Consider the following 18,418-nt stretch of genomic DNA (forward strand, 5'->3'; position numbering starts at 1 on the left):
GAGGAGTGAGTCGGACAGATGAAAATTACGCTGTTGCCTGATACATATTTTATTGAAAATCTAAGCGTATCTCCATTACAGGATAGAATGTACTGCATATTTGATCTCGAAGGTACAGGCATTAATCCTGTGGTGGAGAGTGTGACTCAATTTGGTGCGATGCATTACCAAAGAGGTCAACAATGCAAGACAACATTTTCTTCACTTACACGCGCGAACAAACCAATACCAGAACCTGTGGCGAAATTAACAGGAATTTCGAATGAGGAAATGTTGGAGGCTCCGTCGTTCGTAGAAGCATTTCAGGAATTTCAGAAATTTATTGGTGATAACGTTCTTGTGACACAAGCTGGATATGAGTATGACCTACCCATCTTGAAGCGGCATTGTGATGAGTATGGGCTTCCGATGTTGACCAACCCGGTGCTCGATACAAAAGCGATGTTCACCTACATTCATCCTGAGATTAACGAGGTCGTTTCTACAGATTTTCTGATTCGGTATTACGATCTGAATACAGATGGAATTCACAGGCACAATGCTTTGGCAGATTGTGGTGTGATCGCTGGTATCTTTGAAAGTATCCTTAGCGAATATGAGGAACTTCAATTGGATCATTTTACAGCCGATCCAAAGCAGATGATGAAACGTTTCGTTATACCAGAGATGTATCTGACTTGACGAGGAACTGGAGGAGAGATCAATGAGCAAAACGGATGTGGAGAAGCTACTGTTGGATCTTAACGAGGGACGGATTCTGAACCAGCAGACATTCGAAGGATTGGATGTGGAAGTTTACCTGGATGAAAGGGATGCCTCTGCATTTGCTGACGAGTGGATGCAAGCTTTTGAACGATGGGCTCAAGATACCGCTGTGGCTGAAGAAGAGATGCTGCGCGCATGCAGGGAACAGGCGTTCAAACAGACCTTGGCTCTCATCGGCGAACCTGAGTTAGCGGGGTATGTGAGTGATGATATGGGTTTAATTGGTGCTGCACTGTTACAGGGTACGGCGAATGATTTCTTTGTGGATCAGCTGTTGGAAAGTTATCGTCAAGGCAGGTTGCCCCTGCGATAAGCGGGGGAGGACCAACAGGGTTGTTTTCGTTTGTATAAAAAAACAGCATCAAATGTACATTGTGGGTCGGCTGAGGCATAAGGTACAATTCACCTAAGCAATCGATGAGAATGATAATCATTATATGTGAGATATTCTCACGGTTACATCAACAGATCACATAGGGGTGAAGGGTAACATGGTAGGTTTAGTTAAAGGTTTCAAAGGGTGGACGATTACATTACTGCTCATGGGTCTGGTTATTTCAGGATGTAGTACAAATACCGCTACGAATGCGGAACAGACTCCTGCAACTGCAACTGAAAGTGCGGCTTCTGGAGAAAATACTTCTGGAAACGAGACAGAGCCTGCGACACGAGTTGTACAGGATGAATTTGGAGATGTGACGATTCCGGTTCAACCACAGCGGATTGCTGGAATATATGTGGAAGATTATCTGAAGGCGCTCGATATTACACCAGTCGTGCAGTGGTATAACCCGATGTGGGGTGTACAGGATTATTTAGGACTGGATGTTCCTCAATTTGATACTACGGGGAGTATTGAAGCTTTGTTGGAATATGATCCGGATCTCATCATTGTAGATGGTGGGGTAGATATGGAGAAATATGAGATGTACTCCAAGGTGGCACCGACGTATCGTCTGCCTGAGAGCGTACTGCAGGATTCGAACCAAATTTTGAAAACCATTGCCGATGTTGTAGGGAAACCGGACAAAGGTGAAGAAGTTGCTGCGGCATTTGAGGCCAAGATTGCAGATGCTAAGGCGAAGCTGCAGGAAGCGGTTGGAGACGAGACTGTCGCAGTTGTCCGGCTGAATGTTAACGATGACACACTGGCGTTGTTCGGTGTGAAGAATCGATTTACTGGATTTATTTATTCCGAGCTTGGTCTAACACCTCATCCTCTGGTTAACAAGATGGAAGAATATCAGGAAATTCTATCTGAGGAGGCCGTGCCGCAACTTGATGCGGATCATCTTATTATTTTCCCTTCCAATGGAGAATGGTCTTCTCCTGAGAACAAGGAAGCCTTGAAGGTACTTGACAGCAAATTGTGGAAATCTCTTCCGGCCGTTAAGAACAATCAGGTATATATTATGGAAAGATCACATTGGCAATCAGGTGCGATTACAGCAAATTCCATGAAAAGTGATGATCTCTTGGAAAAAATGACTCCATAAGAATAATCTCATAAGAAAGAAAGTTCTTCAGTCAGGGTTGAAGAGCTTTCTTTTTTCGTATACACTATTTTAAATGATAATAATTCTCAGTTAAGGACGATGAACATGTGCTACACCATAATACAACTGATCCCCAAGCCCTGGCTATGCTCACTTCAGCATATGGAATACGTAGATCACCATCAATCTCATATCGATAAACGTTTGTTATACAGAATGTCGACTTCACACTCCATATTTGTTGTAACGTCTGGGAAAGGTTCAATAGTTTGCTCAGATCGGGAATCTCATCTGGAAAAAGGAATGATTATGTTTGTTCCGGCTGGAACATCCGTTAAAATAGAAGGTTCGCCTTGGACAGAAAGTGAATTGCAGTATTATAAGCTTGATCTTATGGTGGCTGAGTTGAAAGAAGAGACTTCGAACGCTTTGTCTAGAAGAAACACGGAGAAGCAGCAGGAACTTTCCCAAAGTCCAGATTCTCCGACATTATTACCGCTTATGCAACTCAGTTACAGTCCGTGGAGTTCCTGTCTGGAAGCCTTGGAACAAATACTGCGTCAACAGGTCACTGGCGATTGGCTGGAGCAATGGGAGGTACAGCTTCGTTTCCAGGAGTGGTTTCGTGCCTTGCTTCGCCATAGTGCCCTCGAAACAGAAGTACCCGATGACCGTGCCCGTCTTCAAAGTTCAATTCGTTATATTGGCGACCACTATGATCAGACGATAACCGTGGATGAGCTCGCGGCAGATATTGGTCTTACCAGAGCCAGCTACACTCGGCAATTCAAAAAAATTACGGGCAAGCTCCCGCTTGAATATGTAAATGCGGTTCGGCTGGAGCGCTCGAAGCAACTATTGCAGCTCACGGATGATCGCATCCATGAAATTGCACAGAATGTGGGATTTAGCAGCGAGTATTATTTTGGCCGCCGATTTAAGCAATATGCTGGTATTTCACCTGGGTTATACCGCCGTCATCACCGTCAAGAGGTTCGTGTCTTTGCTCCTTATCTGGAGGACTTTGTGTTGGCTCTTGGCGTAAAACCTGTACTGCAATGTTCGCATCATTCTTGGGGCAGGCAGCAATATTTGGGGTTGGATGACGTACCTGAATTTGATGTGAGCCAGATGGATGCGCAGTTTAATCTGGGTAATGTACCGGACTTTATCATGCTGGATAAGGGATATGATCGATGGAATCTGGACCGCTTCAAGCAGGTAGCACCTACATTTTACGTAGATCATTTGGGAGAGGACTGGCGCTCCATTTTAAGATCGACAGCCGATGTGTTAGGGAAGGTGAATCGGGTTCAAGATGTAATTGGTGCTTATGAGGACAAGGCATCAGAGGCTAAGAGTCGGTTATCGCGTTATATGCGTGGAGAAACAGTAGCTTTTTTGCGTATATCCGCGTCGGATATTACTCTCTATGGGGATCAGCAGGGCTATGTCGGACCTGTAATTTATCAGGATCTTGGACTGACTCCGCACTCCCATGTGCAGCAATGGACAAGACAAGAGCGGAGGATTTTCATTGGATTGGAGCAGTTAAGTCAGCTTCATGCGGATCACTTGTTGATTACATTTGACACTGGAAATTCTGCTAAACCTGGAGATGAGCGCGAACTGCTCAACAGGGACGAATGGAGGCACCTGCCTGCGGTGAAGAGTGGCAATGTGTATGAGGTGGATTTTATGTCGTGGATGAACTACGGTGTGATCTCTCATGGGAAGAAGATTGAGGATGTACTGAGGTTTATGGCTTGATAATGAATGGTCTGTGAGATGTTTTCCGAAAAAATCAAGAAAACCATATAACTTTCAAAGCTATAAAAATTCTGTGATGTAATTCACAGGCACTCTATGAATCTACTGGTATTATCCTTTTTAATCAATAATCTGTTTGTTTAATAGACTAAATAAAGGAATTTTAATTAGATTGAGGAATATCTTATAACAGATAGGATATAAACTAAAGGAGCAGATCAATGATAAAGGATAAAATTCCAATTTGGTTCTGGTGTACCTCGGTAGTAGTTGTCATTATGCTAGTATATAACTTGTTTCAAGTAGATTCTCGTATTAACATGCTTGCACTAGGCATACTAAATATTGCTAATGCCATTCGGATGTGGAAAAAATATCGGAACTCAGCAATTATATTTTTGATAATAGGTGTTCTTTGTGTAGTTTTATTTTTCAAATATCTATATCAATAATCATCTTGAAACCTGACCGTCATTTATATGGCGGTCTTTTTCGTTTCAGAGATTAGAACAATGAAGGAATCATAATGAGCGAGAAATGACAAAAAATATCTTGTGTGTGGAACAGTCGGAACAGATCGAGTGCCAGTTGATGGAGTGAAATTTCTGTTCGCCATCTGCGAAAAAATATAGACTGGCCATGTGCGCTGAACGAAATCGATTACTAACGGGTATTGTTCAAGGTTGTCCGAACCTTTCAAGAAATTAGGGACGCGCATATTATTCCCAAAATTGAGGATATACAGCGGTTTATGGCTTGATGAATGGGTTTTGAATAACAAACAGGCTGGATTCAACATCGGAGAAAAGGAAAATATTATAACATTCCATTTTAATGTATAATATAGGAAAAACGAACTGGAGAATAGACATCCTATGAATAAAAAAATCTGGGCCTCGCTTTTAGTAATAGCTGTTATTGGAATGATTCCTGTTACAGCAATATCGACGACTACGGTTGCCGAATCGCATGAAATTTCGGGTGAAGATCTTCCTGAAAGCTTACGATATGATTCTAATCATCCAGATATAATTTATGTGAAGGATTGTGGGGTCTTCGAGAAAGTTGATTCGAGTTTAGTAGATTACGGCGAAGAAGAAGTTGTGTTCGATGATATACAAAAGGTAACAGATAAAACGAATGTAATTGTTGCTTATGATGCAACTTACATCAAAAAAGGTGAATGGGAATAGCTAATTCATTAGATTTACAATCTGGAAGCGGAAAGGCATCATATGCCATTGATAGACATGACAACAACAAAGGACCTTTTAAGAATCGGAAGGATTATATCCTGTTTGATCAGGTGCTGACGTTTGAGGTAAGTGAATACTAAATAGAATGTGAAGTTCCTTCAGCTTAGTTGAAGGGGCTTCTTTTTGCTTCACTGTGATGAATGAGCCAATGCAACTGCTCGAAAGGCTTGTTTCATCTTATTTTAGTGTAACGTTTACAAAAAAACAGGATAACGAGCACAAAATGCAAAAGCGGATGTCCTTGACTGAACGATTGTGACATACCATTAGAGTGAAGGCTGATCTGTAACGCAGGGATTGAAGTCTTCAAGCATAGCCATGAATGGCGGATGGGAGAGCTGTAATGACAAAACGGGTAATTCTGTTGGAAGAAGGTACGGCAGAGATGAAAGGGCTAATGGGCAGTAAAGGGGCTGATCTTGCAGAACTTATCCATGCAGGGTGGTCTGTCCCGGCCGGATTTGTGGTCACAACGGAATGCTGTCGCGAGTTCTGTACCCGTCTTGGACATCTTTCCGGTGAAGGAGAGGAAGAGATTATTAACGCGATCCGGCATCTGGAACAGCAAACCGGGAAGTTCTTCGGACATTCGGAGAATCCGCTACTACTCGCGGTACGTAGGGATCAGGATCGAGCCTCAGCAACTGCGACACGATCACTGATCAATGTTGGTCTGAATGATATTACTGTGGAAGGACTCGCGCGTCAAACCGGTGATCGGTTGTATGCACTCCAATGTTATCTAGATTACTTAGAGGAATATGGACAGCTGGTATATGCAATTCCGTCTGAATTTTTCACAGAAATATCGAGTCACGTCAAGGGTCGGGATGAAACGGAACTTGAATTAACCATTACCGAATTTAAATATTTAATTGAAGAGGAGGGGCGTAACCCTTTTCCTCAAGATGTTCAACTTCAATTCAAAGAAGCAGTACGTGCGGTATATCATTCACAGCGTATTAAAGCATCCAGATCTCAGGACGAGATCATGCGTAAATCATATTACATCTCTTCGGAGCAAAGCGCTCCTGTTCTTATACAGACGATGATGCATGGAAAATGTGGAGAATCAAGCGGGACCGGAACAATATATACGTGTAACCCACTTACAGGAGAAAAGGGAATTACAGGACAATACGTCCCAACCGGGAACGCGAGCCAAACAGATCACGGCCTGGAGCGTTTACGGAATGACGAACCTGAGCTGTACACAAGTTTGCTGGAGATAGGTAGCCAGCTGGAGACTCGTAATGGAGAAGTGCAGGAAATCACCTTCGTGATTGAATCCGGCGACTTGTATGTTGTGCAGACCCAGCCCGCACGATTATCCTCAACAGCCACACTGAGGAGTACTGTGGATTTTGTCCATGAAGGACTCCTCACCAAGGAGGATGCACTTCTTCGCATCGAACCTGCGCATATCACGGAAGTGTTGAAGCAACACTACACAGATTCTAACAGCGAAGCGAGCAATGGACATCTGCCCATACAGATCCAGCCAGTAACTAATGATGAATGTCCAGCTTATAACAACTCAGATTCACTTTTATCAGCAGATCTGCAACTACTGTTCAAGTGGGCTGATGAAGTGAAAGAGCTGAAGGTACTGGCCAATGTAGATCATCCACAGGATGCCATGACAGCACGGCTACAAGGGGCCGAGGGAATAGGTCTATGCCGGACGGAGAACATGCTGTTATCACCTGCGCGGTTACCATTTGTACAAAAAATGATTCTGGCTGACAGCGAATCCGAGCGCAGGCGTGGTTTGGAGCGTCTGTTGCCGATGCAACAGTCTGATTTTGAACAAATATTCGAAGCGATGGATGGATACCCGGTAACGATACGTTTGCTCGATTCGCCGTTGCATGAACTGTTACCGGATCTGGGAGTGTTGGAGAAACGACGTGAGTGGTTACAAGCAGAGGAGTGGCAGGAGCAAAAAGACCATCAGGTTGAACTGGAGGAACTGGAGCGTGTCATTCGCAGAGTCTCTGAATTGCATGAACATAATCCGACATTGGGGCAACAGGCTTGTCGGCTGAGTACGGTATTCCCGGAAATCGTTGATATGCAGCTGGAAGCGATATTCCGCGCAGCGGTGAAAGGCATCCGGGAAGGCTGGTGGGTACGTCCCGAGATTATGATCCCGCAGATCGGTCATGTGCATGAACTTCAGGTGATGAGAGACCTGGTGGATCATGTGGCTGACCAAGTGCTGGGTGAAGAAAAGCGGCATTGTCTCTATAGAGTAGGGGCGATGATCGAAGCTCCGAGAGCGGCGCTGACGGCGACTCATATTGCACGCCAGGCTGACTTTTTCTCGTTTGGCACGGATGAGCTGACAGAGATGACATTTGGATATAGCCGTCATGAAGCTGAGAAGCGGCTCCTTCTCCTTCAACGTGATACGGACTCTCGTACGGTAACGAATAATCCATTTCATGTGTTGGACATTGAGGGAGTCGGACAACTGATTGAGATGGCGGTAGTCCAAGGTCGAATTCGAAAACCTCATCTGAAGACAGGGATCTGTGGGGAAAATGTTGTGGACCTGGAGTCGATTACGTTCTGCCACCGCATTGGACTGGATTACGTAAGCTGTTTGCCTGAACAGATCCCTTATGCACGAATTGCTGCTGCACAAGCAGCCATTAAGGCACAGAGAGAGGGAGCAGACACGCAGAACACGGATATTTCTACAATTGCGTAACGCTCACCCTGTCCTACACGGAACTTCCATGGAATAGCAACCAGAAAACTGTTATACTGAAATATGCGTTTTGTAAAATGAACGTAAAATTTCAGGGTAAGGGTTGAAAGCGACCATGTATAATTCCAAAAATGAACGAACTTCATCACGGACCTTATTCGCCGTGTTATTCATTCTTATGCTGCTGAAGCTGTCACTGCTGCGGTATTTCTTTTTCCAGGGTCTGTCCGGCATCGGTCTGTTAACTGACGCATTAGGCGCACTAACCGTGGTATGCCTGCTGGATCTGATCGTGCCCAAAGGCTGGAAGCGAGCAGTATACGGAGGATTCAATATTCTGTTTTCTCTGGTGTTGTTCGCGGCTACGCTGTATAACGTTCATTTCAGTTCGGTACCCACATATACCGCGCTAAGTGAGTTGGGGCAAGTTGCCCAAGTACGGGGAAGTATCGGACCACTGGTACGACCGGAGCACTTTCTGTTTTTTGCAGACATCGTACTGGCATTGCCAATATGGTTGATTATGCGCAAACGTGCTGGCGGGCGTAACCGCAGCAGTTACCGCGATAGCGGTTTGACTTTTGGCAGAATTCGTAGACGTTACTGGGGCAAGCTCGGCGTTGCGCTTACGGCTGCATTCTGCATCGTGCTGTCTGGCAGTTTTATTGTCAAAGGTGAAACGATTGATAACGAGTTGGTGCGAGCCGAGAATCTCGGTTTCCTGAACTACCAGGTATCGTCTGCCATTCTGACGAGCAAAGAAAATGAGGCCATTGCCAATGGCAACATTAACGAAACCATTGCCAAGATCAATGAGCTGGTTAGCCAGTATCCGTATCAGGATAAACCAAGTGACGGTACAGCCGTGAAAGCCAAATATTTTGGTCAGGCCAAAGGTAGTAACCTGATTGTACTGCAACTGGAGTCCTTTCAGAATTTCCCGATTAATGCTTCATTGGATGGTCAGGAGTTAACACCGGTACTGAATGATCTGGCCAAAGAAAGCTATTATTTCTCTCATTTTTTCCAACAGATCGGACAGGGAAACACATCAGACGCGGAGTTCATGTCGAACACGTCTATCTATCCAACCGGAGTTGTTCCCATGTCAGCAGGGTATAGTGACCGTGAACTGCCGAGTCTTCCCAAGTTATTAGGTAAAGAAGGATATGAGTCCGAGACGTATCACGTTAATGACGTCACCTTCTGGAACCGGAACAAAATGTATCCGGCACTCGGATTCACTCGTTACTTCGACAAGCCCAGCTTCGAGAACGACAGATTCAATGACTTTGGACCATCGGATGAAGAGCTGTACCGTGTAGGTGTGGAAAAAATGACTGCGCATCAGGCTGCGAATCAGCCGTTCTATGCTCAGTTCATAACGGCATCGAGCCACTCGCCGTTTACGGTTCCCGCTGATCGTGCACGGATCACGATTCCTGCGACCATCACGAACAAGCTGCTTCACGATTATCTGCAAGCGATCAACTATACGGATTATGCCATCGGTCAACTCATTAATGAGTTGAAGGCGAACGGATTATGGGATAATACTACTTTAGTTCTCTACGGAGACCACTTTGGTCTGCCTGCTGACGAAGAGATTACACAGCAGATTCAGGCCAATCTGGGCGTCCCTTATGACGGTAAAGTAAGTCGATTCAACATCCCGTTCATGATCCACACGCCGAAACAGACCAAAGGACAATTGATCGAGCAGCCTGGCGGTCAGCTGGATATGCTGCCAACGATCATGAATCTGATGGGAGTTTCGCTCCAGGATGAGAAATTCACTGCCTTCGGACATGATCTGCTCAACATGGACCACAATGCCTTTGGTATCCGGTATTACTTGCCGACGGGTTCATTTGTCAACAATGACATCATGTTTATTCCGGGTGCAGGCTTTGACGATGGAACAGCCTATTCGCTGAAGACATACGAGACGGTAACGGATTTGGAACCCTATCGTGCAGATTATGAACATGTGCTCAGCCTGATGAAACTGTCTGACGAGTATGTGAAGTTGTTACCGAAACGTGCACCATAAATTAATTTTCTACAATAGGTCAGATCAAAAACGTCACCAGTTCAGAAGCTGGTGGCGTTTTTTTGCATGTTTCTTGCACAAGTGTGGTAATAAAGAGGATAACTAAAGTTTGAAACTGTAATAATTAATGTTACAATGGAATGAGCAAGAATGAAGTGAGCAAAAGCGCGTAATATTCGCAGATCTCATATTCACAGAACTTATGAACCTAACAGACGAGAGGATTGAATATATATGAAACTGAGTGTACTCGAACATGGACATATCAATGAAGGACGAAGTGTACAGGATACGTTGCAGGAAACGGTGAAACTCGCACAACATGCGGATCAATTGGGGTACTCCCGGTTCTGGATGTCGGAGCATCACGGTAGTGGTGCGCTGTCATTCTCCAGTCCTGAAGTTATGATTGCACATGTGGCTGCACATACGGATCGAATTCGCGTAGGTTCCGGTGGCGTTATGCTACCTCATTATAGTGCCTATAAGGTTGCAGAGAATTTCCGACTGCTGGAAGCTTTGCATCCCGGCCGGATTGACCTGGGGATTGGAAGAGCACCAGGTGGCATGCCAATTGCCAGCAGAGCTCTGAATGAGGGGAAATCATCGAATGTACAATTCTTTCCGCAACAGATCGCGGATCTGGGCGGATACTTCCACGAGCAGTTGCCTGAGGATCATCGGTTCGCATCTCTGGTAGCCGGACCATCGGTTCCAACGGTTCCTGAAGTATGGCTGCTGGGTTCCAGCTCCGAAGGTGCGAGAATTGCTGCAGCGCAAGGGACATCGTATGCGTTTGCCCAATTCTTCGGAACACCAGGCGGCGAAGACGCGATGAAACATTACCGCAGACATTTCAAGCCGTCCATCCTGAATGACAAACCACATTCAATGATTGCTGTCTCGGCATTCTGCGCGGAGACAGAGGAAGAAGCAGCTGAACTTGCACGCAGCAATGAACTTTTCTTCTTACGCCTTGGACGAGGTCTTGAACAAAGTTCATTCCCATCTCTGGAGACGGTGAACAACTATCCATACACAGCGATGGAGATGGAACAGATTCGTCAACGTCGTTCTTTTTCCATCGTGGGAACACCGGATCAGGTGAAAGATAAAATTACTGCAATGGCTGAACGCCATGAAGCAGATGAAGTCATTATTGCATCAGCGGTCCATTCGTTTGAAGCACGTCTGCGCTCATTCGGCTTGATTGCAGAAGCCTTTGGACTCAAGCAGGACTAATGGTAAGTAAGCGGGAATAACTACTCTAAACAGACTGGAATCTTGCTCATACAAGGTTCCAGTTATACTCTTGCGTGATCAGGGAGAGGAGAGATTCACATGCGCAGATGTGTCATTAGTGATATTCATGGCTGTTACGATGAATTTAATGCACTGCTTAAGCTTGCAGATTATAATCCGCAGCAGGATGAATTGATTTTACTCGGTGATTATGTGGATCGCGGTCCAAGCAGCAAACAGGTCATCGAACAGATTATGCAGCTTCAGCAACAGCACGATATTATGGTGATTAAAGGCAATCACGATGCCATGATGGTCAAGGCGTTAACCCAGGATGTTGAGCAATATGACCAACACTGGATCCGTAATGGTGGATTACAGACGATGGCAAGTTATCTGGATCTGGAACTTACTTATGATGAGCAACAGATAGATTGGGAAGCTTATGCTGAAGCCAAAAAGTGGATACGTACACACTATGAACACCATCTTCGTTTTCTGGAACAGCTTCCGCTGGTGTATGAAATTCCGGGTTATATTTTTGTACATGCAGGGATCAACCCGGATATCGAGGATTGGAGAAGCCAGTCCGAGCGGGACTTCATCTGGATTCGTGAATCATTCTATTCCAGACCAACAACGATTAGAGAGACGGTCGTTTTTGGACACACCCCCGTGAAGCATTTGCATGATGAGACAGGCATTTGGTTTGACCCGAGCGGAGATAAAATTGGCATTGATGGTGGTTGTGCCTACGGAGCACAATTGAACCTGCTGGAGATTAGCGAAGACGGCAGTCTACAGACCTTTTTTGTACGGCAAGGGCAGAGCGCGGAAGAGCCTGAGAATTAATGTTTTCGTTGCGTATCAGAGTTTCGTATGCTAATTTATAAGGTTGTACGATGGAGTAAATAGGATACATACCATATCGACTTGAGGGAATGAACCAAGTTTGGCTATTTTCCAAAATGACTTGCCTGAGAATGATTTGCAATTAATTCGCTGTAAAGGGATTGGAATTTAGCCTTATTAGCGCTATAATCAGTAGGGTATGATTGAAATATGACATTTATTTTCTATATAAGTTCAACTAAACTTTTTACACGAGAACGGAGAGGACAGAAAAAAGCTGGAGAAGCGGAGCGTTCGCCTTTATCACCGGATTTTCCCTTTAAAAGGGAATCAAAAAATCTGGGGATAACAGCGATTGGAAGGTTATTCTGTCATCGGAGTGGCAAGTGTAAACATTCTTTGGTTGAACTTATATAAATCAGAATTGACGGAGGGCTATGAATATGGAAAAAGCGTTAATCTTCGGTCACAAAAATCCCGACACGGATACGATCTGTTCGGCAATCGCCTATGCGGATCTCAAAACAAAATTGGGTCAGGACGTTGAAGCTGTTCGTCTCGGCGAAGTCAATGGTGAAACCCAGTTTGCACTGGATCAATTCAAAATTGCAGCACCGCGTCTGATTAAAACCGCTGCAAATGAAGTAAACAAAGTTATTCTGGTTGACCACAACGAGCGTCAGCAAAGTGTAAGCGATATTGAGGAAGTGACTGTTGTTGAAGTTATCGACCATCACCGTATTGCTAACTTTGAGACAAGCGGACCACTGTATTTCCGTGCAGAGCCTGTAGGTTGTACAGCAACCATTTTGAATAAAATGTACAAAGAAAATGGCATCGAAGTGAGTGCACCGATTGCTGGCCTGATGTTGTCTGCCATTATCTCCGATTCCCTGTTGTTCAAATCCCCGACTTGCACAGAGCAGGACGTAGCCGCTGCGCGTGAACTGGCTGCCATTGCTGGTGTAGATGCAGACAGCTATGGTCTGGACATGTTGAAAGCCGGTGCGGATCTGAGCCAAAAAACAATTGCTGAACTGATTTCCCTGGATGCCAAAGAATTCGTAATGGGTCAATCCAAAGTGGAAATTGCACAGGTTAATGCTGTTGACGTGAATGATGTTCTCGTGAAGCAACCTGAGCTTGAAGCAGCTATTGATGCGATCATTTCCAGCAAAGGTCTCGACCTGTTTGTATTTGTCGTAACAGACATTCTGAACAACGATTCCGTAGCTTTGGCATATGGTACATCCACTAAAGCAGTGGAGAAAGCCTACAATGTGACGCTGTCTGATAGCAGAGCTATCTTGAAAGGCGTAGTATCACGCAAATCACAAATTGTACCGGTTCTGACTGAAGCATTCAACACGCTGTAAATCAAACCGATTGGCATATTCATACGCTGATATGTATTACAAATAAGTAGCAACACCATCCTAGCCTGCTCTGATCCGTAAATGGTCAGGACAGGCTTTTGATGTAGAGGAGGTAGAATCATGATCAAAAATGAAAAGATCAAAGCAACCGAAGTGCAACTGACCGGCCTGAATGGTGAAGATCTGGGTGTGATGTCCACGCAGGAAGCACTTCTACTTGCAAAGCAGCATAAAGTAGATCTGGTGTGCTTGTCCTTGATGACAAGTCCACCGCCATGCAAGCTGATTGGAGCTGGAGCGGCCAAAGCAGAAGCGCAGCAGGCGAAGAAAAAAGCGAGTAAATCTCCCGATAAACGTAAAGTCAAGGAAATTCGCTTGAACCTTGCGATGGAAGATCATGACCGGGAGACGAAGCAGTCTCAGGCGGAGCGCATTCTGAAGAAGGGTGATTCGGTAAAACTCGTCATCCAGGTGCATGGAGCCAAAGAAGGAGTTGCAGGCAAGGAGTGGGCTGAGCAACTGAGCAAATCGCTGGCTGAATTCGGTAGCAAAACGACAGGTGTTCAGGTAAGTGGTAAACAGGTTGTTGTGCAACTGGACCCGAATGCGTAAACTGCCAGAGCGATCCTCGATGTAGCACAAAGGTAAAGCGAATGTCGATATAGTAATGATTTTTTTTTGGATGTAAAAAAGCCCAATGAGGTGGCAGGTTAACTGCTACTGTATTGGGCTTGTTTGTCATCACTTGGATTGAGGTATTGTTCGCAATTTAATGCAAAATCCGTTTCCGTTTCAGTAGTTCAGCTGCGTAAATAACGGCTGCCACCAAGTCGTACATATAACTGTCCGGGTAATACGGGCGTAGAACCAGCGGCAATATTATTCTGGCTGTTTTTGGCGAATCGGGATAAATAAAAGAAGTCCGGATAGATCACCATATCCATTAAGTAGGCGGAGACTCGGCTACCTGGAACGCGGAACTGATTCAGGGTACGTATAATCTCTTCGCCACTTGCAATACCAATGCCATGACCATAATACAAGTTCTCGCGCAGCATGAAAGTATTCTCTCCCTGCCACTCGGGGGTTTCCGGAGAAACATCCGGATTTTTGAAATACAGCACATCTCCCGGCAGGGCGGTCTCACTACCGTTTTTTTCGGTCAATCGCAGGTCACTGTCATAATGCCAGTCAAAGAGTAACAGATTGCGAAACAGGGAATTAAAGGCGTCTTCGCGAATGCTTCCCAGCACGCCACCGTACAGCACAATAACGGTAGCTGTTGCACATTCAAAAGCATATAAGTGTCCATTCCTCCAGATATCCCGGATGCCATCGGCGGGGGTCACGTTTGATCTTAGCTCAAACCCACCTTCCGCATTACGATTCCAGTAGGCAGGATTACATCTGGATTTTTCAAAGGATGCAAAACTCACACCGCTTCGATCCAGTCCTTCCGCGGCCTCCACGAGAGAGCCCCTCAAGTCCCATTCAAATCGAAGATGATCCATGGATTGGTACACATACCTCGTTGGACGATTCTGGAGTTGCTGTAACCAATACCATTCAAAATCAGACCATTCCGAGCGGTTCAGCTGGACGGGTTGATTAGCAACAATGATCATGATCCATAACCTCCGTTCCTATTCGAATATTCAACATTGTATAATCGGGAGAGCACGGGTATTGTGTAGTATATGTCGATTCATGCAGGGATTTTGCCCGATCTCGTTTATCAATCATGGCATTTGGGGTAGTACTCTATAGATGAAGTTATGTTCAGGTCTATCTATTCATACGGAATACATTCAGATTCTCATAAAGGAGGACATGTAATGTCGAAATCCATTACAGAGAGCCGATCTCTGTTCGAACAATTGTATACGCACGCACCAATCGGCATTGCTGTCGCATCGCATGTAAATGGACGGTGGTTGCAGCTTAATCCTGCATTTTGCGAGATGCTTGCATACAGTGAAGATGAACTGATCGATACTTCGGTCATACATATGATCTACGAAGAAGATCTGCATATGGAGGAATTCCGCAGCAAGTTCTGGGAAATGACTCATGAAACAAGTCCGATGTACGAGACGGAGGTTCGTCTGAAACGAAAGGACGGTTCGTTATTATGGGCAACCATTAGAGCTTGCATTGTTAGGGATGAAACAAATGGTGAGCCATTGTATCTGTTGGTACAGGCTGCTGACATTACGAAACAAAAAGATGCAGAGGAAATCCTCATTGTGCAACGTAAGCAATTGGAAGAGAGCAGTCGCATCTCTCGCCTGCTGGCGGAGTCTTCACTAGACCTGATTGCAATACATGATGCCGATTCAAGTCGTACATTTAAATATGTATCGAATGCATGTAAAACCATGTTGGGCTATGAGTTGGAAGAAGTTATAGGTAAGCCGGGAACATTTGTTATCTATCCGGAGGATGTGCCTTTGGTTGAAGCGTACGTAGAAGAGCAGAGAAAGGGTCTGGCTCCCAAACGGCTCAATTATCGTCTGTTACATAAGGATGGATCTACGGTATGGGCAGATACGATTACGCACTATGTATATGACGATTCAGGTGAATTAATGGAGATGGTCGCCGTAACCCGCGATATCACAGCCAGCCAGCAACAACAGTTAAGCATGCAGGAGTACAGATCGTTATTTGACTGTAATCCCCTAGGTGTGGCTTCTCTTGATCTGGAAGGCAATCTGCTGAAAGCCAATATGGGTCAGGAACAGTTGACAGGACACACCAAGGAGGAGCTGCTGAGTCGGCCTTTTGATCACCTCATTGATCCTGTGGATCTGGAGAAGACTCGATATCATTTTGAGGAAACGGTGAAAGGCAATGCACAGAGCTACGAGATAGGTTTAATTCACAAAAATGGGCAGCGGATTGAAACAAATGTGATTAATGTTCCTATTATACTTGAGGACAAAGTTGTTGGGATCTACGGGATTACGAGTGACATTACTGAGTCCAAACGTTACGTCGAGGAAATCGAGAATCTTAGTTATGAACGGGCATTGATTTTGAATGGCATGTCTGAAGGTGTTATTGGACTGGACCTGGAAGGGAATCTGAACTTTGCCAATCCGGCCGCTGCGGAGATCATGAACTTCTGTCCAAGTGAATTGAATGGCAGACCATTAGAGCAGATGATGATCCAAATGCAGAGCGAAGGCATCCCCTACCCATCCAAGGATACACCAATTCTACAGGCTGTTCGTGAGGGACGAGGTCTGCCACGTACCGAATCCGTATTCTGGAGACAGGATGGGTCCAGTTTCCTGGCGGAGTTCCAATTGAAGCCGATTATGGATCAGGGTAGAACCCGCGGAGCAGTGTTGGTTTTCCGTGATATGACATCTGTTAAGGACATCATACGTGCCAAGGAAGCAGCAGAGCATGCAGACCGGGCCAAGTCCGAGTTTCTCGCCATCATGAGTCATGAGCTTCGTACGCCATTAAACGGCATCATGGGCATGGCCCATCTGTTAATGGAAACCGAACTGGATGATGAACAGAAAGGTTTTGCGGAAATCATGATTGATAGCGGTGAATCCCTTTTGTACATTTTGAACGAAATTTTGGATTTCAGCAAAATCGAAGCAGGCAAAATGGATCTTGAGCGCGCACCTGTTGATATTAAGGCGATGCTGGGTGGGGTGATTGAGCTGTTTGCACTGAAGGCCTCGGAGAAAAATATTGAACTCTATTGTGAAGTGTCGGACCATATTCCTGAACGCATTCGAGGGGATGAGACACGAATCCGGCAGATTTTGATTAATCTGGTGGGTAATGCCGTTAAATTCACAGAGCAGGGCCGTATTATGGTGAGCGTAGGTGCTGATTTCTCAGATGAGCATGGTCAGGATAACCTGATGTTGACCTTTAAGGTAAGAGATACGGGCATTGGCATTCCAATAGAAAAGCAGCATCAGTTGTTCCAATCCTTCTCACAGCTTGATCCGGCCATCAATCGTAAGTTTGGCGGGACAGGTCTGGGGCTTGCGATCAGCAAAAAACTGGTGGAGTTAATGGGCGGAGCGATTGGCGTACAGAGTGAGATCGGTGAGGGGGCAGAATTCCAGTTCACCCTCGTAGTGGAGCGGTGGTTGGAGGAAAGTAATGACCCGATTGAAGTCACCACGAATGATGAACTGCAATTGGATCGAGCGAGTCTTGCCCATGACATCAAAATTTTGATTGCTGAGGATCAAGCGGTCAACAGTCATCTGTTGGAGGAGATGTTGCGCAAGTTTGGCGGAGTATGTGATATCGTTGAGAATGGTGAACAGGCCGTCGACTTATTGAACAAGGTTCAATATGACCTGGTGTTTATGGATATTCAAATGCCAGTTATGGATGGGATTGAAGCGACCTGCCACATCAGACAGAGCCACCCAGACATACCGGTTATTGCAGCGATTACAGCTTTTGCAGGCGCCGGTGACCGTGAGGAGTGTCTGAAATGCGGGATGCAGGACTTTATCAGCAAACCGTTTCATTCCACGGAGATTAGCCGCGTATTGAATACATGGGTTCCATATATTCGCTCTCAAAGGGTGACGTAACGGAAAAATAACCTGCACCTTGAAATTCAAGGTACAGGTTATTCTGTCATTTACGACCAGCCTCCGATTAAACCGGAGAGAGTCACGCATTCGTCATCTTCCAAATCTGCAATCAGAGTGAGTTCTTCGTTGTCTTGTGGATCAACGGAGAATAATTCACGGCGTCCGTCCTCATGCACAATAATGACTAACTGATGGCCGCCCTTTGTATCAAACTGGTACTTAACTCCGATACCAGGTAGTGGGCATTCGCGGATATTCATGAAACCTGTCACCTCTTTAGCTTTGCTTAATAAAAAATTAACCGTT

General features: G+C 45.3%; 14 protein-coding genes and 1 pseudogene. 13 read left to right on the forward strand and 2 right to left on the reverse strand.

All coding sequences use genetic code 11. The features are described from left to right. Nucleotides 1-18 precede the first annotated feature (18 nt). The 12 genes and pseudogenes from MKY01_RS12970 to infC all read left to right on the forward strand — a co-directional run bounded on the left by MKY01_RS12970 (nucleotide 19) and on the right by infC (nucleotide 14,138). Nucleotides 19-681, forward strand: coding sequence for a 3'-5' exonuclease (locus MKY01_RS12970; protein ID WP_282321701.1), 663 nt, complete (start codon nucleotides 19-21; stop codon nucleotides 679-681). Between the two features lie 22 nt (nucleotides 682-703). Continuing rightward, entirely contained in the window at nucleotides 704-1,078 is a 375-nt protein-coding gene (locus tag MKY01_RS12975; RefSeq protein ID WP_282321700.1) for a hypothetical protein, read from the forward strand. A gap of 178 nt (nucleotides 1,079-1,256) precedes the next feature. Next, entirely contained in the window at nucleotides 1,257-2,261 is a 1,005-nt protein-coding gene (locus MKY01_RS12980; protein ID WP_282321699.1) for an ABC transporter substrate-binding protein, read from the forward strand. Between the two features lie 216 nt (nucleotides 2,262-2,477). After that, entirely contained in the window at nucleotides 2,478-4,031 is a 1,554-nt protein-coding gene (locus MKY01_RS12985) for a helix-turn-helix domain-containing protein (protein WP_282322186.1), read from the forward strand. Between the two features lie 875 nt (nucleotides 4,032-4,906). Next, nucleotides 4,907-5,224, forward strand: coding sequence for a hypothetical protein (locus tag MKY01_RS12990; RefSeq protein ID WP_282321698.1), 318 nt, complete (start codon nucleotides 4,907-4,909; stop codon nucleotides 5,222-5,224). Between the two features lie 17 nt (nucleotides 5,225-5,241). Further along, a pseudogene (locus MKY01_RS12995) lies at nucleotides 5,242-5,367 on the forward strand (galactose oxidase); the annotation flags it as partial. A 263-nt stretch (nucleotides 5,368-5,630) separates the two neighbouring features. After that, nucleotides 5,631-8,003 carry a putative PEP-binding protein gene (locus MKY01_RS13000; RefSeq protein WP_282321697.1) on the forward strand — a complete coding sequence of 791 codons (2,373 nt, stop codon included), beginning with the start codon at nucleotides 5,631-5,633 and terminating at the stop codon, nucleotides 8,001-8,003. A gap of 115 nt (nucleotides 8,004-8,118) precedes the next feature. After that, on the forward strand, nucleotides 8,119-10,056 hold the full coding sequence (locus MKY01_RS13005; protein ID WP_282321696.1) for an LTA synthase family protein: 1,938 nt from the start codon (nucleotides 8,119-8,121) through the stop codon (nucleotides 10,054-10,056). A 234-nt stretch (nucleotides 10,057-10,290) separates the two neighbouring features. Beyond that, nucleotides 10,291-11,298, forward strand: coding sequence for an LLM class flavin-dependent oxidoreductase (locus MKY01_RS13010; RefSeq protein ID WP_339286533.1), 1,008 nt, complete (start codon nucleotides 10,291-10,293; stop codon nucleotides 11,296-11,298). A gap of 99 nt (nucleotides 11,299-11,397) precedes the next feature. Next, nucleotides 11,398-12,150 (forward strand): metallophosphoesterase family protein, encoded by a 753-nt coding sequence (locus MKY01_RS13015; RefSeq protein WP_282321694.1) that lies wholly within the window; start codon nucleotides 11,398-11,400, stop codon nucleotides 12,148-12,150. A 443-nt stretch (nucleotides 12,151-12,593) separates the two neighbouring features. Continuing rightward, nucleotides 12,594-13,526 (forward strand): manganese-dependent inorganic pyrophosphatase, encoded by a 933-nt coding sequence (locus MKY01_RS13020; protein WP_017688903.1) that lies wholly within the window; start codon nucleotides 12,594-12,596, stop codon nucleotides 13,524-13,526. Between the two features lie 120 nt (nucleotides 13,527-13,646). After that, nucleotides 13,647-14,138, forward strand: coding sequence for a translation initiation factor IF-3 (infC, locus tag MKY01_RS13025; protein ID WP_076327826.1), 492 nt, complete (start codon nucleotides 13,647-13,649; stop codon nucleotides 14,136-14,138). A gap of 188 nt (nucleotides 14,139-14,326) precedes the next feature. On the opposite strand, the gene MKY01_RS13030 is transcribed toward infC, so the two are convergent. Then, on the reverse strand, nucleotides 14,327-15,151 hold the full coding sequence (locus MKY01_RS13030) for a protein-glutamine gamma-glutamyltransferase (protein ID WP_076327827.1): 825 nt from the start codon (nucleotides 15,149-15,151) through the stop codon (nucleotides 14,327-14,329). A 210-nt stretch (nucleotides 15,152-15,361) separates the two neighbouring features. Between MKY01_RS13030 and MKY01_RS13035 the strand changes: the two genes are divergently transcribed. Further along, on the forward strand, nucleotides 15,362-18,109 hold the full coding sequence (locus tag MKY01_RS13035; RefSeq protein WP_282321693.1) for a PAS domain S-box protein: 2,748 nt from the start codon (nucleotides 15,362-15,364) through the stop codon (nucleotides 18,107-18,109). Nucleotides 18,110-18,159: 50 nt separating this feature from the next. Here MKY01_RS13035 and MKY01_RS13040 read toward each other — a convergent pair whose 3' ends face one another. Beyond that, nucleotides 18,160-18,372, reverse strand: coding sequence for a hypothetical protein (locus tag MKY01_RS13040; RefSeq protein WP_017688899.1), 213 nt, complete (start codon nucleotides 18,370-18,372; stop codon nucleotides 18,160-18,162). Nucleotides 18,373-18,418: the final 46 nt, after the last annotated feature.

The organism is Paenibacillus sp. FSL R5-0486 (assembly GCF_037975155.1).
Taxonomy (GTDB): Bacteria; Bacillota; Bacilli; order Paenibacillales; family Paenibacillaceae; genus Paenibacillus; species Paenibacillus amylolyticus.